The following is a 19,329-nucleotide window of genomic DNA, read 5'->3' as shown; positions in this document are numbered from 1 at the left end:
CGCGGAAAACGGTTCTGCCAGCCCTGACTATCCAGCAGAAGCAAAACTTTCGTTCTTTTACTACAAAATGGCACTAAGAAACAAACAAACACCTGTTTGAATGACAGATACCCGCCATTTATTTAGATTACTTACGCAATAATGGCGATATTCCGATCACGAAACAACCGATCTCCGACCAAGGTCGAACCCCCTCCCAGCGCCCATTTACATCAACACACTAAGCATAATCTGAAACTGTCGTTCACGACTTTTCGCATCCTTTAGCGACAAATAGGCGCTGATACCGACTGAACGACCGAAAACCCTCGCCCGGACCTCCGTTTTATTAATTAGACCTGAAAATAAATTATGATTTATGTATACTTGCCTGCCCGTTTTTTAACCAGTGAAGGAGGCACACCTCCTTTTGTCTTTGGCTCACAACAGAGGGCGATCCATGAACTCCATCGTCACCTTTCCGAACCGAATACCGGTTCAGGAATTCGAGGAGCGCCGGTTCAAGGTTTTTACCGACCGCCAGCTCGACAAGATTGAGGCGATCCAGAATCTCCCCGAGGAAACCCTGTTTGAAATGAAAGTGGTGGCCAGCGTGCTGCCCTTCCGGGTTAACGAATATGTGATCAACGAACTGATCAACTGGGACAAGGTGCCCAACGACCCGATCTATCAACTGGTCTTTCCACAGAAAGGCATGCTCAAGGACGAACACTACGAGCGCATGGCGCAACTGCACCGGGAAGGCGCCGACAAGAAAGACATCCAGGCCGCTGCCAAGGAAATCCGCGACGCACTGAACCCGCACCCGGCCGGGCAGATGGAAATGAACATGCCGGAACTGGACGGAGAGGTGCTGGACGGCGTGCAGCACAAGTACCGCGAAACCGTGCTGTTCTTCCCGTCCCAGGGCCAGACCTGCCACAGCTACTGCACCTTCTGTTTCCGCTGGGCGCAGTTTGTTGGCGATAAAGACCTGAAAATGGCCAGTACCGATGCCGAAAAGCTGCACGGCTACCTGCAGGAGCACACCGAAGTGACCGACCTGCTTGTCACCGGTGGCGACCCGATGGTGATGAAAACCAAGAACCTGGTGCAGTACCTGGAACCCCTGTTGCAACCGGAGTTCGACCACATCCAGACCATCCGCATCGGCACCAAGGCCCTGACCTTCTGGCCCTATCGCTTCGTGACCGACAAGGACGCCGACGAACTGATCGAGCTGTTCGCCAAGCTGGTTGATGGTGGCAAACACGTGGCCATCATGGCCCATTACAACCACTGGCAGGAGATCACCACCGACATCGCGGAAGAGGCCATCCGCCGCATTCGCGCCACTGGTGCCGAGATCCGCGCCCAGGGCCCGCTGATCAAGCATGTGAACGACGATGCCGATGCCTGGGCCAAGCTGTGGAAGAAAGAAGTGAAGCTGGGCATCATCCCCTACTACATGTTCGTAGAGCGGGACACCGGTGCCAAGAACTACTTCGAGGTGCCCCTGGCCGAGGCTTACCACATCTATCGTGAGGCCATGAAGCAAGTCAGCGGCCTGGCCCGGACCGCCCGCGGCCCCAGCATGAGCGCCGGCCCCGGCAAAGTGGAGATCCAGGGCATCACCGAAATCAACGGCGAGAAGGTCTTCGTACTGCGCTTCCTGCAAGGCCGAAACCCGGATTGGGTGCAGCGACCGTTCTTCGCCAAATACAGCGAAACGGCCACCTGGCTGCATGAGCTCGAGCCCGCCTTCGGAGAAGAGAAGTTCTTCTTTGAGGATGAGTTTGAAGAAATGAAGAACGGCAACGCCTGAGGCGTTGACTTAAGATCAGGCCCGTCCCCGTGACGGGCCTCCTTACCGTCCCTTCTTAGGCACAAACCCCGCCGGCTTTTCCCGAATCCATCCAACAAACACCCTCACCTCCTCGAGCTCCAGCAGCTTTTCCCTCGAGTTGTAATTCAGCCCCAGCTCATACTCTGAACACGCCCTGTGAATCGCGTTATGGCACGGGCGACAGACCCAAAGCGTACGGGTGATCAACTCTTCCCTGGAAAACAGTTTCTGAAAGCGCTTCTTGCGATGCAGATGCCTGGGTATCAGGTGATGCCTTGTGAGCTTTGCCACCGGGCGTTCGCAAAGCTCACAATGGTCGGGCTGGGGAGGGAGTTTCAGCATCGTGGAGAGATAATTGAGCCAGTCAGCGATGCTACCGACCGGCTCACCGTCCAACCGGCTCAGTGCATCAGGGTATACAGCTTCCTACGATACGTGCGCACATCCGGATTGTTGTTGCCCAGTTTCTCAAACAGCTCCACCAATGTGGTTTTGGCTACGCCGTCCTTGTAGGTGCTATCGGCCTGCATCAGCCGGATCAGCAAATCCATGGCTTCCGCGTTTTTATCCTGCAAAACCATGTGCAGGGACAACTGATGCAGGGCCTCAGGATCTTTCGGGTTGGCCTCAAGTTTTGCCTCCAACTCCGCCTGCGCGGGCAGTTCACCCGACTGCTTGAGGAACTTCACCCTCGCCGCCAGCTGTTTGGCTTTATGCTGCATTTTTTCTTCCGGCGGCAGGCTGTTGAGCACCTGCTCCGCGGTATCCAGATCGCCCTGCTCGGCCTTCAACTGGGCCAGATCAATCAGCACATCCAGGTTTTCCGGGTCTTTCTGGTTCAGCTCCGTGAGGATGGCCAGGGCTCCGTCCACATCACCGGCTTCCCAAAGAGCGTGGGCTTTCTCGTAAGGATCTTCCGCCGGGGCTTCGATGTGCTTTTCCAGAATCTTGCGGATTTCGCTCTCGGGCAAGGCGCCATTAAAACCATCCACAGCCTGACCATTCTTCACCAGAATGATGGTCGGCAGACTGCGCACCCCCAGGGAGGCCGTCAGTTCCTGCTGTTCGTCGGCATTCACCTTGGCCAGCTGAAAGTTACCCTGATATTCCTCCGCCAGCTTTTGCAGAGTCGGCATCAGCTGTTTGCAGGGCGCGCACCACTCCGCCCATACATCCACCAGAATCGGCGTGGTAGCAGAGGCTTCCATCACTTTCTGCTGAAAGTTGTCGGCGGTGGCATCAAAGATATGCGGCGAATTGCTCATATGTCGGGAACCTGAACCAGAATGAATGAAATTGTCTGAAGATATGGAGCCAACGGCGGAAAAATCAAGCCAGCTTGAAAACCCGGCTTTTGTCGTTACATAGGTCTTTAACCACTCACGCCTTGAGAGCAATCCGGTATGAATGACGAGAACCGCAAAGACTCCCTGGAAGAATTTGAAGAAGACGTGACCGAATACATCGGCAAAGACGAAAACAGCAAGAGCCTGGCGCTGCCACAGCAGGTTATGCCGCAGCGCATGTATATTCTGCCGGTCTCCAACCGGCCGTTCTTTCCTGCTCAGGTGCAGCCGGTCATGGTCAACCAGGACCCCTGGCAGGAAACCCTGAAGCGGGTTGGTGAAACCGATCACCGGGTTCTGGGCATCTGTTTTGTCGAGAATCCAGAGGCCGAAAACGGCATTCCCGAGAGTGAAGACCTTGAGACCATGGGCTGCGCCGTACGCGTGCATCAAGCCCAGAACGAGAGCGGCAAGGTTCAGTTCATCGCCCAGGGTCTGCAACGGTTCAGAATTGTCCAGTGGCTTCGCCGTCGCCCACCCTATCTGGTGGAAGTCGAATACCCACAGGAGCCCGAAGAACCGGCCGACGAACTCAAGGCTTACACCCTGGCCATCATCAGCGCCATCAAGGAACTGCTGCGCACCAACCCGCTTTATGGCGAAGAAGTGAAGCAATACCTGTCACGCTTCGGGCCCGATGACAGCTCTCCCCTTGCGGACTTCGGTGCATCCATGACCAGCGCTCCGGGTCGCGAACTTCAGGATGTTCTCGATACCGTACCCCTGCTCCGGCGCATGGAAAAAGTACTGCTGCTGATGCGCAAGGAGCAGGAGGTCGCCCGCCTGCAATCCGAGATCAACGAAGAAGTAAACGAGAAGGTGCAGAAGCACCAGCGGGAGTTTTTCCTGCGAGAGCAGTTGAAAGTGATCCAGCGGGAGCTGGGCATTGCGAAGGATGACAAAACCGCGGACGTGGAACGCTTCGAAGAGCGAATGGCCAAACTGAATCCGCCGGAAGCCGTGCAGGAGCGATTCAAGGATGAAATCCAGAAACTGCAGGTGCTGGAACAGGGCTCACCGGAATACGGGGTAACCCGCAACTATCTGGACTGGATTACCCAGGTGCCCTGGGGCGTGCATTCACAGGATCATTTTGATCTGGCCGAGGCCCGCAAGATTCTGGACCGGGACCATGACGGCCTGGACGATGTAAAGGACCGCATCATTGAATTTCTGGCTGAAGGCACGTTCAAGGGCGAAGTGAGCGGCTCCATACTGCTGCTGGTCGGCCCGCCCGGGGTCGGTAAAACCTCTATCGGCCATTCGGTGGCGGATGCCCTGGGCCGGGAGTTCTACCGTTTCAGCGTGGGCGGCATGCGGGATGAAGCCGAAATCAAGGGACACCGTCGCACCTACATCGGCGCCATGCCCGGAAAGTTCGTACAGGCCCTGAAAGACAGCAAAGTAGCCAACCCGGTGATCATGCTGGACGAGATCGACAAGATCGGCAGCTCTTACCAGGGTGACCCGGCCTCAGCCTTGCTGGAAACCCTGGACCCGGAACAGAACAGGGAGTTCCTGGATCACTACCTGGATGTGCGCATGGACCTCTCGAAAGTGCTCTTCATCTGCACCGCCAACCAGTTGGACACGATCCCCCGGCCGCTGCTGGACCGGATGGACGTGATCCGCCTGTCCGGCTACATCGGCGAAGAAAAACTGGCCATTGCCAAACATTACCTGGTACCTCGCCTGCTCAAGCGGGCGGGCCTGCTGAAGAAGCAGCTGAACATCAGCGACGCTGCCATTCGCCAGGTGATTGAGGGCTACGCCCGGGAAGCCGGCGTGCGGAATCTGGAGAAGCTGCTGCACAAGATTGTCCGCAAGGGCATCGTGCGCCTGCTGGAAAACCCGGATGACCCGGTTCGAGTGGGTGTTGGCGATCTGACCGACTATCTCGGCCAGCCGGCATTCAAGAAAGAGAAATCCCTGAAAGGCACCGGCGTGGTGACGGGCCTGGCCTGGACCGCCATGGGCGGCGCCACTCTCAGCATTGAGGCCTCACGCATTCACAGCAGCCAGCGGGGCTTCAAGCTCACCGGACAACTGGGAGATGTGATGAAGGAATCGGCCGAGATCGCCTACAGCTTCGTGTCCTCGAACCTCAAGCGGTTCAAGGGTGACCCGACTTTCTTCGACAAATCCTTTGTCCACCTGCACGTGCCCGAGGGCGCAACGCCAAAAGACGGGCCGAGCGCCGGCATCACCATGGCCACCGCCCTGTTGTCCATTGCCCGCAAGGAAGCACCGCAACAGAACCTGGCCATGACCGGGGAACTGACGTTAACCGGGCAGGTCTTGCCGGTGGGAGGCATTCGGGAAAAGGTGATTGCCGCACGCCGACAGAAAATCAACAACCTGATCCTGCCGGAAGCGAACCGCGGGGATTACGAGGAACTTCCCGATTACCTGAAAGAAGGTATCTCGGTGAACTTTGCCAAACACTACAACGATGTGTTTCAGGTGTGTTTTGGCAACAAGCCGAAGCAAGGCTCCAGCGTTCATTAAGGGAAGTTCGGGCCAGCCTCGCTCGGGGCTGGCCTCAAAGCCAAGTCAGGCTTTTTCTTTCCAGCCGTCGTCTTTCAGTACCGAGCCAACGGTCAGAACCGGTGACGCATCGATATCATCGGCATCCATCATATTCGCCACGCGCTGCAACGACGCCAGAATCATGGTTTGTTCCCACTCGGCAAGGCTCTGGAACTTCTGGATGAAGTCCTCCTGCAGGGGGTTGGGCGCGCGAGCCAGAATCTCAGCACCTTCCTCCGTGAGATGGGCGTGAACCTTGCGCTTGTCTCTCGTGCTGCGAACCCGGTACACCAGTTTGCGATGCTCCAGTCTGTCGAGAATGGTCGTCACCGTGGCCTGGCTGAGACTCACGTTCTCGGCAATCGTGCCGATCGTAACCTCACCCATATCCCGGATAGTGCGCATGATCAGCAACTGGGGGCCGGTAAGCCCGGCGTGCTTGCTGAGTCGCTTGGAATGAAGATCCGTGGCCCGGATTACCCGGCGCAATGCCACCAAAACCTGCTCATAGCTGTTCACATCCGTCCCCCGGAAGAGATTTCTGACCATTATTTATACCACTAATTATTAGAGGTCTTCGCACCAAGGATTGCAAGTGTGCAGTTTTACTAGCTTGCTTTCTTGTTGGCATTCCCCCTTTCGGTGGGCAATGCAGCATTATTTCTGCCAGCCACTATGCTAAGGTCAGCAATCGCTTCAATTCACTGACTGATGGATCTGGTTAATGATCAGGTATTACCTCATGTTCGCCCTCGTGCTCACTTTTGCCGGCCAGGCGTTTGCCCAGCAACAACAGCTCGGCCCGGAAGAGGAACTGACCGCGGAAGACCTGGAGGAAAGCACACGCACCCTGGAAAAACCCATGTACACGCCGTTCGTGGAACTCTATCTGCTGGAGGAAACCAAGGCGTTGCGCCAGGAGATGCAAAACACCCGGGCCGAACTGATCGAGAAAGTGGTAGACAAGGAACTGTCTGTGGCCGACAAAACCATGTCCTACGCCACCGACACGGTGACTTACTTTTTCTACCTGATCGCCGGCGCCACTTCCATTCTGGTTGTCATTGGCTGGAACTCCATCCGCGACATGCGCAACCAGCTGACCAGCCTGGCCGAGAAACGTGTGAACGAACTGGTGGTGGAATACGAACAGCGCCTGAAGGCCATTGAAGAACAACTGCAGCAGAAGTCCGAGATCATCCATCAGAACCAGGCCGAGATTGAGCGCACCAACGAAGTGCACGCGCTCTGGTTGAAGGCAAGCCAGGAAACCTCGCAGCAGAACAAGATCGCCGCCTACGACCAGATTCTGGACCTGCGCCCGGACGATGTTGAGGCATTGAGCTATAAAGCCGACGCCGTACTCGAAATGCAAGAGCCCCTCTGGGCCATCAGCTTGTGCCAGCGCGCACTGAAACTGGCACCAGACAATGGCCACGCACACTACCAGTTGGCGTGCGCCTATGCCGAGATTGGCCGCTGGGAAGATGCCGTCAGCAATCTGGAAAAAGCCATTGAGATCTCGGAAGCCTATCGGGACGACGCATCGGTTGACCCGAGCTTCGAACACCTGCACGATCACGAAAGTTTCAGGAATCTTGTCTTTCAAAATAAGGACGACAGCACGGACGCGTGACACTGCTCAGGACGGCATGGCGCTTGCTAATTCTTTCCCGATAGCTGCGCCGTGTTCCAGAGCAGACACCCTGGCCTGATTTGCTTGACAAGCAACAGACTGTGGTGTTTGTTTAAGTCTCTGAGAACATAAGAATAACCCTGACACAAACAGGAAAAACACGATGAAAACCTCCGTAAAGAAACTCGCTACCGCTGTAGGCGCGTCCGTTGCTCTGATGGCTGCCGGCCAGGCCGCCGCTGAAATCAAAGTTGGTATCGCCGGCCCGATGACCGGCCCCGTTGCCCAGTACGGTGACATGCAGTTCTCTGGTGCCCGCATGGCCATCGAGCAGATTAACGCTGCCGGTGGTGTTATGGGCGAAGACCTGGTGGCCGTTGAAGTGGACGACGTGTGCGACCCGAAGCAGGCGGTTACCGTTGCCAACCGCCTGGTCAATGAAGGTGTTCGCTACGTGGTGGGCCACCTGTGTTCGAGCTCTACCCAGCCGGCGTCTGACATCTATGAAGACGAAGGCATTCTGATGATCACTCCGGCCTCCACCAGCCCGGAAATCACCGAGCGCGGCTACGAACTGGTGTTCCGCACCATCGGCCTGGACAGCATGCAGGGGCCGGTTGCCGGCAACTACATTGCCAGCCAGAGTCCTGAGCGCGTGGCCATCGTTCATGACAAACAGCAGTATGGTGAAGGTATTGCCACTGCAGTACGCGACACCCTGCAGGATGCCGGCATCGAAATTGCCATGTTTGAAGGCATTACCGCCGGTGACAAGGACTTCTCCTCCCTTGTCACCAAAATCAAGCAAGCTGACGTCGATTACGTGTACTACGGTGGCTACCACCCTGAGCTGGGCCTGATCCTCCGCCAGGCGCGCCAGTCTGACGTGGATGCCAAGTTCATGGGCCCGGAAGGCGTGGGTAACAAAGACATCAACACCATCGCGGGTGAAGCCGCCGAAGGCCTGCTGGTTACCCTGCCCCCCAGCTTCGACCAGAAAGAGGAAAACCAGGAACTGATCGCAGCCTTTGACGCCAAAGGTGAAGATCCCTCCGGCCCCTTCGTACTCACCTCCTATGCCGCCGTACAGCTGATTGCGGAAGGCATTGAAGCGGCCGACTCGAAAGATCCGTTCGATGTGGCCCAGGCCCTTCGTACCGGAAGCTTCGAGACCCCCATCGGCACCGTTCAGTACGACAAAGCCGGCGACATGAAGTCGTTCGAGTTTGTGGTGTACGAATGGCATTCAGATGGCAGTAAAACTCCGGTAAACTGAGCCAAAATCGTTAACTAACGGTAATAATGAGAGCACCTTCCCACCGCGATCCGGGGGAAGGTGTTTTTCTGGGCTCCTGCAGACCCTCACTGCATCCGCACCGGCGACACCGGTGATCGGTCGCAGCCAGGCGAGGGAGCGGGCTTTCGGAGTTCCACAAACATGCAAGACCTCCTGTATTTTTTTCAACAGCTCATTAACGGGCTGACGATCGGGAGCACCTACGCCCTGATCGCCATCGGCTACACGATGGTTTACGGCATCATCGGCATGATCAACTTTGCCCATGGTGAGGTTTACATGATCGGCGCCTACACCGCGCTGATCGCCATAACGGGCCTGGCCACCCTCGGTATCGCCTGGTTACCACTGGTACTGATCGTTGCACTCATATGTGCGGTGATTGTCTCCAGCTCCATGGGATGGGCCGTGGAACGGGTAGCCTATCGGCCGGTACGCGGGCGGCACCGTCTGATTCCGCTGATCTCCGCCATCGGCATGTCCATCTTTCTGCAGAACTATGTCCACCTCGCCCAGGGCTCCCGCAACATCGGCTTCCCGGCATTGATTGAAGGTGGTTTCCAGTTCGGCTCCGAAGATACCTTCCCGATGTCCATCTCCTACATTCAGATCACCATCTTTATCACCACCCTGATCTGTATGACCGCACTTTCCCTGTTCATCTCCCGCTCCCGTATCGGCAGAGCCTGTCGCGCGGTCTCGCAGGATCTGGGCATGGCGAATCTGCTGGGCATCGACACCAACCGCATTATTTCAGCCACCTTCGTGATTGGTGCCGCGCTCGCTGCCGTCGCCGGTCTGCTGCTGGGTATGTATTACGGTTCAGTGGATCCGCTCTTCGGCTTTATTGCCGGCCTGAAAGCCTTCACCGCAGCCGTTCTTGGCGGTATTGGCAGCATTCCCGGCGCCATGCTGGGCGGCCTCATCCTCGGCGTTGCCGAGAGCATGACCTCGGGCTACCTGAGTGGTGAATACAAAGATGTGGTGTCGTTCAGCCTGCTCATTCTGATTCTGCTGTTCAAACCCACCGGACTGCTGGGCAAACCGGAGGTTGAGAAGATCTGATGGCTGCCAACAATTTTCGACACGCGCTTTTCTGCGCGATCATCACACTGATCATTTCCTACCCGATCATCGGCTTTAACCTGGAAGCCCAGGGCATCAGCGTGACCCTGACCGGCGCCGACACCAGCACAGTAGTCCTCGTGTTGCTGGCCGCGGTGGTCGTGTTCCTGTTCCAGTTGTTCCGGGACCAGATCATGGGTGGGCTCAAGAGCATCCCCAGCCCAATGCCCAAAACCCAGAAGGAGCCGATGGCCGAGAACAAGCGGGCTAAAATCGAATCCTGGGTGCTTACCGGCATTGTCGTGCTGGCCCTGTTCTGGCCCTTCTTCGTTTCCCGAGGTGCTGTGGATCTGGCCACTCTGGTTCTGATCTACGTTATGCTAGCACTGGGACTGAACGTCGTCGTGGGTCTTGCGGGCCTGCTGGACCTTGGCTACGTGGCGTTCTACGCGGTTGGCGCCTACACCTTTGCCCTACTGTCCCAATACGCCGGCATTTCCTTCTGGATGGCGCTGCCTATCGGAGCTTGCCTGGCAGCCTTGTTTGGCCTGGTTCTCGGCTTCCCCGTGCTGCGATTACGAGGTGACTATCTCGCCATCGTTACGCTCGGCTTTGGTGAAATCATCCGGATTCTGCTCAACAACTGGACTGCCGTCACCGGCGGCCCCAACGGCATTGGGGGCATTCCCGATCCCACCCTGTTCAGCATGGAGTTTGGCCGTCGGGTGCGCGAGGAAGGCAACACCTCCTTTCATGAGACCTTCGGCATAGCCTACAGCGGTGAGCACAAGGTGATTTTCCTTTACCTGATCGCTCTGGTTCTGGCCGTTATTACAGCCCTGATCATCCGCCGGTTCATGCGCATGCCCGTTGGTCGTGCCTGGGAAGCCCTGCGGGAAGACGAGATTGCAGCCCGCTCCCTGGGCCTGAGCCGCACGGCGGTGAAACTCTCCGCCTTTACCATTGGTGCTTTCTTTGCCGGCTTTGCCGGCACGGTGTTTGCCTCCAAACAGGGCTTCATCAGCCCGGAGTCGTTTGTGTTCCTTGAGTCTGCCATCATCCTGGCGATCGTGGTGCTCGGCGGCATGGGCTCGCAGCTGGGCGTCGTGCTTGCCGCCGTTGCCGTGACCATCCTGCCGGAACTGGCCCGGGAGTTTTCCGACTACCGGATGCTGGTTTTCGGCGCCGCCATGGTACTGATGATGGTCTGGCGGCCACAGGGGCTGATGCCCATGCGCCGCATTCACATTGAACTCAGACGCCAGGAGTGACAGGCATGCTAGAAGTACAGAATCTGTCCATGCGCTTCGGCGGCCTGCTGGCAGTCGACCAGGTAAGCCTGGACGTGCAGGAACACGAAATAGTCTCCATCATCGGCCCCAACGGGGCCGGCAAAACCACGGTCTTCAACTGCATCAGTGGTTTTTACAAGCCCACGGGCGGGAAAATCCTGTTTGAGGGAAATGAAGTCCAGGGTAAACCGGACTACAAGATTTCCCGACTGGGCATGGTGCGCACCTTCCAGCACGTGCGCCTGTTCGGCCAGATGACCGTGGTGGAAAACCTGCTGGTGGCCCAGCATCGTCACCTGAACACCAACCTGATATCCGGCCTGATCAAGACACCCGACTACCGGGAGCGGGAACGCAAGTCCCTTGACCGGGCTGCCTACTGGCTGGATCGGGTTGGCCTGCTGGAACTGGCCAACCGGGAGGCCGGCAACCTGGCCTATGGCCAGCAGCGCCGGCTGGAAATTGCGCGCTGCATGGTGACCGAACCGAAACTGCTGATGCTGGACGAACCAGCCGCAGGCCTGAACCCGGCGGAAACCAAAGACCTCAACCAGCTGATTGTCAGCCTGAAAGAGGACTACAACGTTTCCGTATTGCTGATTGAGCACGATATGAGCCTGGTTATGGACATCTCAGACCGGATTACCGTCATCAACCAGGGACGCCCCCTGGCTGCCGGCACACCGGACGAAGTTCGCCAGAACGACGATGTGATCAAAGCCTATCTGGGCGAGGCCTGAGGAGACACCATGCTGGTACTGGAAGACGTACATACCCACTATGGCAAAATCGAGGCCCTGCACGGCGTGTCCGTGGAAGTGAAGAAGGGCGAGATTGTGTCACTGATCGGCGCCAACGGCGCCGGCAAAACCACGCTGCTGATGACCGTCTGCGGCAGCCCGCAGGCCAGCTCAGGGCGGGTGATTCTGGAAGGCCGCGACATTACCAATGAAGCCACCTCCAACATCATGCGCTCCGGCATTGCCATTGTGCCCGAAGGCCGCCGGGTGTTTCCCGGGCTGACGGTGGAAGAGAACCTGCACATGGGCGGTTTCTTCAACACCAAATCGGAAATCCGCAAAAGCCAGGATCACGTTTATGAGCTGTTCCCGAGGCTGAAAGAGCGTGAACATCAGCGGGCCGGCACCATGTCCGGCGGTGAACAGCAAATGCTGGCCATCGGCCGGGCGCTGATGAGCAAACCCAGAATGATCATTCTGGACGAACCGTCACTGGGGCTGGCGCCGATCATCATTCAGCAGATCTTCGAGATCATCGGCCAGTTGAGAGAGGAAGGGATTACGGTGTTCCTGGTGGAGCAGAACGCTCACCAGGCCCTGAGCCTGGCAGACCGGGGCTATGTGCTGGAAACCGGTCGTATCCGCCTGCACGACACCGGCAAGAACCTGCTGGCCAACCCGGAAGTGAGGGATGCCTACCTGGGTGGTTAACCCATCCAGAAACCAAAAAAGCCGGAGGCCATCAGCGCTCCGGCTTTTTTTTGGGACTCACAAAAGCAGCTTACTTGATGCTCTTGATGGTGCCCTTGTAGCCTTCAACGGTTACGTTGATGGTACCGAAAACAACGAAGTCTTCAGTTTCAACGGTGTAACGCGGAGCTACGATGATGTCTGCGCCAGAAGACTCAATGGCCTTGTAAGCTGCTGCAGACTTGGCCTTGGCAACCGGATCGCCGAAGGGCAGGCCACCGCCGGTGGATCCACCGTAGGAAACGCCGTCAGAGAACTGCTTGTCGCTACCGATAGTGAAGAACAGAACCTTGGTAACGGAAGCCTTGCCAGAAATCTTCTCGCCTACTTCAACGTCTGCTTTCACGTCTGTCTGCAGAGGAGCAGTAACAGGCATGGAGCTGGAACTTACGTTGAGGGAGGAACAACCGGACATAGCGCCGGCCAGAACGAGTGTTGATGCAATAAGCGCTTTTTTCAAAACAAACTCTCCATAGGTTGTTACATGGCCTTCATGGCCGCGCGCACTATACTGAAATGCGCCATATATAACAATAGCGGCTAAAAACTGATCTATTGTTCCATTTAGAAATATGAACACGTGTTCGCTTTGATTGGCATCAACAGGCAACAAACCATAACAATGACGTCACTTGCGCTTTCCTGTTTTGATCTATACTCAGACTGACGGTCTCTAACCCTAACCAGATACTGGCCGTTGTCTTGCAGCCAGGGAATCAGACAGCTGCAGGGTATGCGACAAAGCAAAACCACAGAAAGGAGTGGATAATGAAAAAACTGATCGCAGGTGCAATTCTTCTTGGTGCTTCCTCCATGGCTTTCGCCCAGCCCGGCTGTGGCGTGGGAGCCATGATCTGGAAGGGGCAGTCCGGCATTGCGCCACATGTACTGGCCGCGACCACCAACGGAACCTTCGGTAACCAGACCTTTGGTATGACCACCGGCACTCTGGGCTGTCAGACCAACCAGTCTGTTCAATCCATGGCCATGTACATGGACAGCAACATCGACAAGGTTGCCCGCGACATGTCCCGCGGTTCCGGTGAAAACCTGGACACTCTGGCAGTCCTGCTGGGTGTAGAAGAAACTGACCGTGATACCTTCCGCAAAGTACTGCAAGACAACTTTGCTTCCATTTTCCCCAACGCTGATACCACCTCAGGTGAAGCCGTAGACGCCATCGTGGCCCTGCTGGAGCAGAACGACGCTCTGAGCAAATACGTAGCCGCCTGATCACTGGCGACAATGGAACAGAATGGCGCCATGGACGGCGCACAAACCCCAGAGCCACTAATCCGGAAACACCAACTCCATGGGCTTTACCCTCCGTATCGGGCAGGCCGTCTTATGGCTTGCATGCAGTACTGCCTGGGCACAGGCAGAATCCGTTAAACTGCCGGACGACCTTCATCACAACCCAACCTGGCTGACCCTCGGCCATTATCATCAGGACAGGTTCGGTTCCGATTACACCAGCCAGGCCGATGACCCGGCGTTCTTTCTGAGTGACAACGGCAAAACATCGCCCAGAGCCGAGCTGGAAGCCACCCTGGAGTCCATACAACAACCCGGAGGTGGTGATAGCCACGCCCGCTGTCGATTCCCGGCCCGGGATGCCTGGCTGAGAGAGCAACTGGATTTGCCGGACACACCCGTTAACTGCCCCGCTTTCGAGGAATGGGCAGGCACACTGAATACCGAGAAAGTCACCCTGGTATTTGCTGCGTCCTATCTGAACAGTCCCTCATCCATGTTCGGCCACACCTTCTTGCGGCTCGATCCCCCCCAGGATGACGAAGAAACCGATCTGCTGCTTGCTAACACTATTTCCTACGCAGCCGATGCCGCTGAACATGACAGCGAGTTGTTGTTTGCCTATCGCGGTATTTTTGGTGGCTATCCGGGCATTACCTCCATCAAGCCCTATTACGAAATGATCCGGCTGTACAACGACATCGAACACCGGGATCTCTGGGAGTACACCCTGAATCTCGACCAACACGAGGTTGACACCCTGCTGGCCCATACCTGGGAAATTCAGGACAAGAACTTTGATTACTATTTCTTCGATGAGAACTGCGCCTACCGCCTGTTAGCCCTGATCGACGCCGCCCGCCCGGGAACAGACCTGCTCGACGAAGTAAGCACTCACGCTATCCCGTCTGACACCGTGCGCTGGGTGAGAGATGCCGGCCTGCTTGAAAGCATCCATTACCGCCCGTCTGCCGCCACCTCGGTAGCCCATAGCCTGGACAGCCTGCCCGCAGACCACCAGACCATCGCCGCAGCCTTGGCCAATGGCTATGTGGCAGTGAACGACCCCGAAGTGCGTAAGCTTGGAAAAGACGACCGCGCCCAACTCCTGGATGCCACGTACGATTACGTACGCTACCAGAGCGAAGCCGAAGGCTGGCCCCGGGAACACGCGGCGCCGCTGTCTCATCAGCTACTGGTCGCCCGCAGCCAGATTGAGGATGCGGCAGAACTTCCAGACGTGCATGAGCCAGAGATCCGCGACGATCAGGGGCATGACACCTTTCGCCTGAGTCTCGGTTCCGGCCAGTTGGCCCACAGCGAGTTCACCCAGTTGACCATCCGGCCGGCCTACCACGACGTACTGGATCCGCCCGCCGGTTACCGTACCGGTGCACAACTTCAGTTCCTGCGCCTGGACGCCAGGCTCTACCACAAAAACGACGAACTTCAGGTGGAACAGATCACCGGCGTGGAAATACGCTCCCTGAGCCCCCGGAACCAGTTCTTTGCACCGATCTCCTGGCAAGTTGGTTTTGGCGGCCGCCGCACGGACACCGGCGATGACCGCGTTCTGGCGCCCTATCTCGAAGGCGGAGCCGGCGGCAGCTGGAGCCTGGCCCAGAACACACAGGCCTTCGCCATTGCCACGGCCGATGTAGAAATCGACGATGACATCAAACGTGGCTACGACTTCGCCCCGGGTGCAGATCTCGGCCTGCTGCACCAGAACAACCGCTTCAGCCTGCTGACCGGCGTAAAAACCAAAGCCTGGATCGTCAGCAGCCAACACCGGCAAGACCAGTTGTACGCCGAAGCCAACTGGCACATTGGCCGGGAATTCAGCCTATTCGCCAAATTCACCCGCGAAGACCACTACGACAGGTACCAAAGCACATGGCAAGCCGGCCTACACGCCTACTTCTGAGCGCCAGAACGACCATCGTCACACTGCTGGCCATCGCAGCGTTGCTGCAAACAGGCTGCAGCAGCGTGTTCTTCTATCCGGACAACGCCACCTACATTACACCCGACCGGCTTAACCTGGATTTTGAGGACGTCTACCTCGACACGGCCGACGGCGAAACCCTCCACGGCTGGTGGCTCCCTGCCCTCACCGACGAACCAGCCAAGGGCACCATCTACTACCTGCACGGCAACGCCCAGAACGTCAGCGCCCACATCCTCAACGTTGCCTGGCTGCCGGAACAGGGCTACAACGTGTTCACCATCGATTATCGGGGTTACGGCCAGTCTACCGGCGCCCCGAACGTCGAAGGCGCCCTGCATGACGCAGAAACCGGCCTGCGCTGGCTGACCCATCAGGAACACACCGAAGACCGTCCGCTGTACCTGCTCGGCCAGAGCCTCGGTGGCGCTCTGGGCATCGCCCTCGCCAGCGAATGGACCCAGCGCAACGAACAACCCGCCCTGGACGGCATCATCCTCGACGGCACCTTCTCCGGCTTCCGCTACATCGCCCGGGAAAAACTCGACCAGTTCTGGCTCACCTGGCCATTCCAGTACCCCCTGAGTTGGACCATCCCGGATGACTACGAAGGTACAGACCGCATCGCTGACCTCTCACCGGTGCCGGTGATGGTTATCCACAGCGTTCGGGATGGCATCATTCCGTTTGAACACGGTGTCCGGTTGTATGAAGCGGCGGAGCAGCCCAAGGAGTTCTTGCAGACCGATACGCCCCATGCAGCGACGTTTGTGATTCCCGCATACAGGGAGGCAGTACTGGAATTCATGGAAAAAGGCCTTTAGAGGCCACGAGGTCCATAAACGAAAAAACCCGCCAGGCTTCAGGCCGGGCGGGTTTTTCTAACCAAGAATGATCTTAGTCAGCGAAGTCAGTCGGCTGCTCGCCTTCTTTGACTTCCTTCATGGACAGCTTGACGCGACCACGGTTGTCCACATCCAGCACCTTGACCAGAACTTCCTGACCTTCGCTCAGCTCGTCAGTTACGTTCTCGATACGGCGCTCAGAGATCTGGGAAATGTGCACCAGACCATCCTTGCCAGGCAGGATGTTAACGAAGGCACCGAAGTCCACAATACGCTCAACGCGGCCCTTGTAGATAGCGCCTACTTCGATCTCGGCAGTGATTTCCTTGACCCGATTTACAGCAGCCTGAGCGGCGGCGGCATCAGCGGCGTAGATTTTCACGTTGCCGTCGTCATCCAGGTCGATGGAAGCACCGGTCTCGTCACAGATACCACGGATGGTCGCGCCACCCTTACCGATAACATCACGGATCTTGTCCGGATGGATCTTGATGGTGGTGATGCTCGGAGCGCGCTCAGACAGCTCGGCGCGGGGCTCGGCGATCACTTTGTTCATCTCGTCCAGGATGTGCAGACGCGCAGCGTTGGCCTGCTCCAGGGCGATTTCCATGATTTCGTCGGTAATACCCTGAATTTTGATGTCCATCTGCAGGGCCGTGACGCCCTCTTTGGTACCGGCAACCTTGAAATCCATGTCACCCAGGTGATCTTCGTCACCCAGGATATCAGTCAGGACCGCGAACTTGTCGCCTTCCTTGACCAGACCCATGGCGATACCGGCCACCGGCGCCTTCAGAGGCACACCAGCATCCATCAGCGCCAGGGAAGAGCCACACACGGAAGCCATGGAACTGGAACCGTTGGATTCAGTGATCTCGGAAACCGCACGAATGGCATACGGGAACTCTTCGATGGTCGGCATAACCGCGGCTACACCACGCTTGGCCAGACGACCGTGACCAATTTCACGACGGCCCGGGCTGCCCATACGGCCAGCTTCACCTACGGAGTACGGAGGGAAGTTGTAGTGGAACAGGAACGGGTCCTTGCGCTCACCTTCCAGGGCATCGATTATCTGCACGTCACGGGTCGTACCCAGCGTAGCGGTAACGATAGCCTGGGTCTCACCACGGGTGAACAGGGCGGAACCGTGAACGGACGGCAGTACGCCAACTTCCACCTTGATCGGGCGAACGGTCTTGTTGTCACGGCCATCGATACGCGGCTTGCCTTCGATAACCTGCAGACGAACGACAGACTTCTCGACCTTACCGAAGTACTTCTTCACTTCCTCTTCGGAAGGCTGGCCTTCTTCTTCACCGGCCAGTTTTTCAACGGCAGCAGATTTGATCTCACCCAGACGCTCGTAACGGGCCATCTTGTCACGGATAGCGTAGGCTTCTTCGATGGCACCACCGAACTCGGCCTTGATGGCGTTCAGCAGCTCGGTGTTTTCCGCCTCGGGCTGCCATTCCCAGCGCGGCTTACCGTTCTCGGCAGCAAATTCCTTGATGGCAGTGATCGCAGTCTGCATTTCCTGGTGGCCGAACAGTACGGCGCCCAGCATCTGGTCTTCTGTCAGGCCTTTGGCCTCGGACTCAACCATCAGCACCGCTTCGTCGGTACCAGCCACAACCATGTCCAGCAGGGAAGTGCTGAGCTCTTCGAAGGTCGGGTTCAGGAAGTAGCCTTTCTCGTTGGTGTAACCCACACGGGCAGCACCAATCGGGCCGTCGAACGGGATACCGGAGATGGCCAGGGCTGCAGAAGCAGCAATCATGGCAGCGATATCCGGATCGTGGTTCTTGCTGGCAGACATAACCGTCAGCACAACCTGAACTTCGTTCATGTAGCCGTTCGGGAACAGCGGGCGGATCGGACGGTCGATCAGGCGGGAGGTCAGCGTCTCTTTTTCGGACGGACGACCTTCACGCTTGAAAAAGCCGCCCGGAATTTTACCGGCGGCGTAGGTTTTTTCCTGGTAGTTCACAGTCAGGGGGAAGAAGCCCTGGCCCGGCTTGGGCTCTTTGGCGCCAACAACGGTGCCCAGAACGGAAGTGTCGCCGGTGCTTACCAGTACCGCGCCGGTTGCCTGACGGGCAATACGACCGGTTTCCAGGGTGAAGGTTTCCCCACCCATTTCAAATGTCTTGATACGTGGTTGCAGTTCCACAATAAACTCCTGCATTTTCAGCGGTTTTGATTCTGGCCAATGACCCATTCATTCGCCATTTTCCAACAACTGCAGCAGTCTGATCAGTGAACCGAAAGGCAACCCGTCTGAAAGCTAACAGGCTGTTGCAAAACCCCGGCCAGAGTTCCCGGGCTTTTCAACAACCTGCTATCAATAGCGGCTTTCCATTGTGACAGGGAAAATCCTTCGGTTTCACAGACAAATCAACTGCAGCAAAAAACGCTTCCTGCTTGTTCGGAATGAGCAAGGCAGGGAGCGGGAGAGAAGCACGGCTGAACCCGGGAACCCCCGGGCCAGCCATCAGGTCGCTAAACCGGATTAGCGACGCAGACCCAGACGCTGGATCAGTTCCAGGTAACGGTCAGCGTTCTTGCGCTTGAGGTAGTCCAGCAGCTTACGACGCTGGTTTACCATCCGGATCAGGCCGCGGCGGGAATGGTGATCCTGCTTGTTGGCCTTGAAGTGATCCTGCAGCTTGTTGATGTTGGCGCTCAGCAGAGCTACCTGAACCTCAGGGGAACCGGTATCGCCATCACCTTGCTGAAAATCTTTAACGATCTGAGCTTTCTCACTGGCAGACAGTGCCATATTTCACCTCATTGGTTGCG

17 protein-coding genes are annotated in these 19,329 nt (G+C 57.1%); 11 read left to right on the top strand and 6 right to left on the bottom strand.

What is annotated here, in order from left to right:
* Positions 1-439: 439 nt before the first annotated feature.
* Positions 440-1,804 (top strand): KamA family radical SAM protein, encoded by a 1,365-nt coding sequence (locus tag ACAM27_RS05630; protein WP_041655078.1) that lies wholly within the window; start codon positions 440-442, stop codon positions 1,802-1,804.
* Between the two features lie 42 nt (positions 1,805-1,846).
* Here the strand turns inward: ACAM27_RS05630 and ACAM27_RS05625 are convergent, their stop codons facing one another.
* On the bottom strand, positions 1,847-2,167 hold the full coding sequence (locus ACAM27_RS05625) for a hypothetical protein (protein WP_369612864.1): 321 nt from the start codon (positions 2,165-2,167) through the stop codon (positions 1,847-1,849).
* Positions 2,168-2,226: 59 nt separating this feature from the next.
* Entirely contained in the window at positions 2,227-3,090 is an 864-nt protein-coding gene (gene trxA, locus ACAM27_RS05620; RefSeq protein ID WP_369612676.1) for a thioredoxin, read from the bottom strand.
* A gap of 138 nt (positions 3,091-3,228) precedes the next feature.
* Between trxA and lon the strand changes: the two genes are divergently transcribed.
* Positions 3,229-5,679 carry an endopeptidase La gene (lon, locus tag ACAM27_RS05615; protein WP_121207592.1) on the top strand — a complete coding sequence of 817 codons (2,451 nt, stop codon included), beginning with the start codon at positions 3,229-3,231 and terminating at the stop codon, positions 5,677-5,679.
* Positions 5,680-5,724: 45 nt separating this feature from the next.
* Here lon and ACAM27_RS05610 read toward each other — a convergent pair whose 3' ends face one another.
* The gene (locus ACAM27_RS05610; RefSeq protein WP_370258240.1) at positions 5,725-6,249 is read right to left on the bottom strand and encodes a MarR family winged helix-turn-helix transcriptional regulator; all 525 of its coding nucleotides are present in this window, start codon (positions 6,247-6,249) and stop codon (positions 5,725-5,727) included.
* Positions 6,250-6,424: 175 nt separating this feature from the next.
* Here ACAM27_RS05610 and ACAM27_RS05605 point away from each other — a divergent pair, with 175 nt between their 5' ends.
* The 6 genes from ACAM27_RS05605 (at position 6,425) to ACAM27_RS05580 (ending at position 12,441) form a co-directional block, all read left to right on the top strand.
* Positions 6,425-7,336 (top strand): tetratricopeptide repeat protein, encoded by a 912-nt coding sequence (locus ACAM27_RS05605; protein WP_014422581.1) that lies wholly within the window; start codon positions 6,425-6,427, stop codon positions 7,334-7,336.
* A gap of 163 nt (positions 7,337-7,499) precedes the next feature.
* A complete protein-coding gene (locus tag ACAM27_RS05600; protein WP_023009683.1) occupies positions 7,500-8,612 on the top strand; it encodes a branched-chain amino acid ABC transporter substrate-binding protein in 1,113 nt (370 codons plus the stop codon).
* Positions 8,613-8,774: 162 nt separating this feature from the next.
* Positions 8,775-9,698 carry a high-affinity branched-chain amino acid ABC transporter permease LivH gene (gene livH / locus ACAM27_RS05595; protein ID WP_014422583.1) on the top strand — a complete coding sequence of 308 codons (924 nt, stop codon included), beginning with the start codon at positions 8,775-8,777 and terminating at the stop codon, positions 9,696-9,698.
* Positions 9,698-10,969, top strand: coding sequence for a high-affinity branched-chain amino acid ABC transporter permease LivM (locus ACAM27_RS05590; protein WP_369612675.1), 1,272 nt, complete (start codon positions 9,698-9,700; stop codon positions 10,967-10,969). Before livH ends, ACAM27_RS05590 begins: the two co-directional genes overlap by 1 nt.
* 5 nt (positions 10,970-10,974) lie before the next feature.
* Positions 10,975-11,730 (top strand): high-affinity branched-chain amino acid ABC transporter ATP-binding protein LivG, encoded by a 756-nt coding sequence (gene livG, locus ACAM27_RS05585; RefSeq protein ID WP_011786750.1) that lies wholly within the window; start codon positions 10,975-10,977, stop codon positions 11,728-11,730.
* 9 nt (positions 11,731-11,739) lie between these two features.
* Complete coding sequence (locus ACAM27_RS05580) at positions 11,740-12,441, top strand: ABC transporter ATP-binding protein (RefSeq protein WP_011786751.1); 702 nt, start codon at positions 11,740-11,742, stop codon at positions 12,439-12,441.
* 70 nt (positions 12,442-12,511) lie between these two features.
* Here the strand turns inward: ACAM27_RS05580 and ACAM27_RS05575 are convergent, their stop codons facing one another.
* Positions 12,512-12,895: a hypothetical protein gene (locus tag ACAM27_RS05575; RefSeq protein WP_011786752.1), complete on the bottom strand. Its 384-nt coding sequence runs from the start codon at positions 12,893-12,895 to the stop codon at positions 12,512-12,514.
* A 353-nt stretch (positions 12,896-13,248) separates the two neighbouring features.
* Between ACAM27_RS05575 and ACAM27_RS05570 the strand changes: the two genes are divergently transcribed.
* The 3 genes from ACAM27_RS05570 (at position 13,249) to ACAM27_RS05560 (ending at position 16,506) form a co-directional block, all read left to right on the top strand.
* Complete coding sequence (locus ACAM27_RS05570) at positions 13,249-13,713, top strand: DUF3015 domain-containing protein (RefSeq protein WP_011786753.1); 465 nt, start codon at positions 13,249-13,251, stop codon at positions 13,711-13,713.
* A 79-nt stretch (positions 13,714-13,792) separates the two neighbouring features.
* Positions 13,793-15,661 (top strand): DUF4105 domain-containing protein, encoded by a 1,869-nt coding sequence (locus ACAM27_RS05565; protein WP_369612674.1) that lies wholly within the window; start codon positions 13,793-13,795, stop codon positions 15,659-15,661.
* Positions 15,631-16,506 carry an alpha/beta hydrolase gene (locus ACAM27_RS05560; RefSeq protein ID WP_369612673.1) on the top strand — a complete coding sequence of 292 codons (876 nt, stop codon included), beginning with the start codon at positions 15,631-15,633 and terminating at the stop codon, positions 16,504-16,506. Before ACAM27_RS05565 ends, ACAM27_RS05560 begins: the two co-directional genes overlap by 31 nt.
* Positions 16,507-16,579: 73 nt before the next feature.
* Here ACAM27_RS05560 and pnp read toward each other — a convergent pair whose 3' ends face one another.
* Both pnp and rpsO read right to left on the bottom strand, forming a co-directional pair.
* The gene (gene pnp, locus ACAM27_RS05555) at positions 16,580-18,694 is read right to left on the bottom strand and encodes a polyribonucleotide nucleotidyltransferase (protein ID WP_262984286.1); all 2,115 of its coding nucleotides are present in this window, start codon (positions 18,692-18,694) and stop codon (positions 16,580-16,582) included.
* A 345-nt stretch (positions 18,695-19,039) separates the two neighbouring features.
* Positions 19,040-19,309, bottom strand: coding sequence for a 30S ribosomal protein S15 (rpsO, locus tag ACAM27_RS05550; RefSeq protein ID WP_011786757.1), 270 nt, complete (start codon positions 19,307-19,309; stop codon positions 19,040-19,042).
* Positions 19,310-19,329 lie beyond the last annotated feature (20 nt).

This window comes from Marinobacter sp. RI1, assembly GCF_041155085.1.
Taxonomy (GTDB): domain Bacteria; phylum Pseudomonadota; class Gammaproteobacteria; order Pseudomonadales; family Oleiphilaceae; genus Marinobacter; species Marinobacter nauticus.
This window is presented reverse-complemented; position numbering and strand designations above follow the sequence as displayed.

Coding starts and splice junctions, on each gene's coding strand:
- ACAM27_RS05570 (WP_011786753.1), top strand. CDS start 13,249: ATGAAAAAACTGATCGCAGGTGCAATTCTTCTTGGTGCTTCCTCCATG.
- ACAM27_RS05630 (WP_041655078.1), top strand. CDS start 440: ATGAACTCCATCGTCACCTTTCCGAACCGAATACCGGTTCAGGAATTC.
- ACAM27_RS05600 (WP_023009683.1), top strand. CDS start 7,500: ATGAAAACCTCCGTAAAGAAACTCGCTACCGCTGTAGGCGCGTCCGTT.
- livH (WP_014422583.1), top strand. CDS start 8,775: ATGCAAGACCTCCTGTATTTTTTTCAACAGCTCATTAACGGGCTGACG.
- ACAM27_RS05625 (WP_369612864.1), bottom strand. CDS start 2,167: ATGCTGAAACTCCCTCCCCAGCCCGACCATTGTGAGCTTTGCGAACGC.
- ACAM27_RS05590 (WP_369612675.1), top strand. CDS start 9,698: ATGGCTGCCAACAATTTTCGACACGCGCTTTTCTGCGCGATCATCACA.
- trxA (WP_369612676.1), bottom strand. CDS start 3,090: ATGAGCAATTCGCCGCATATCTTTGATGCCACCGCCGACAACTTTCAG.
- lon (WP_121207592.1), top strand. CDS start 3,229: ATGAATGACGAGAACCGCAAAGACTCCCTGGAAGAATTTGAAGAAGAC.
- ACAM27_RS05580 (WP_011786751.1), top strand. CDS start 11,740: ATGCTGGTACTGGAAGACGTACATACCCACTATGGCAAAATCGAGGCC.
- ACAM27_RS05560 (WP_369612673.1), top strand. CDS start 15,631: ATGGCAAGCCGGCCTACACGCCTACTTCTGAGCGCCAGAACGACCATC.
- ACAM27_RS05605 (WP_014422581.1), top strand. CDS start 6,425: ATGATCAGGTATTACCTCATGTTCGCCCTCGTGCTCACTTTTGCCGGC.
- ACAM27_RS05565 (WP_369612674.1), top strand. CDS start 13,793: ATGGGCTTTACCCTCCGTATCGGGCAGGCCGTCTTATGGCTTGCATGC.
- ACAM27_RS05610 (WP_370258240.1), bottom strand. CDS start 6,249: ATGGTCAGAAATCTCTTCCGGGGGACGGATGTGAACAGCTATGAGCAG.
- livG (WP_011786750.1), top strand. CDS start 10,975: ATGCTAGAAGTACAGAATCTGTCCATGCGCTTCGGCGGCCTGCTGGCA.
- ACAM27_RS05575 (WP_011786752.1), bottom strand. CDS start 12,895: ATGTCCGGTTGTTCCTCCCTCAACGTAAGTTCCAGCTCCATGCCTGTT.
- rpsO (WP_011786757.1), bottom strand. CDS start 19,309: ATGGCACTGTCTGCCAGTGAGAAAGCTCAGATCGTTAAAGATTTTCAG.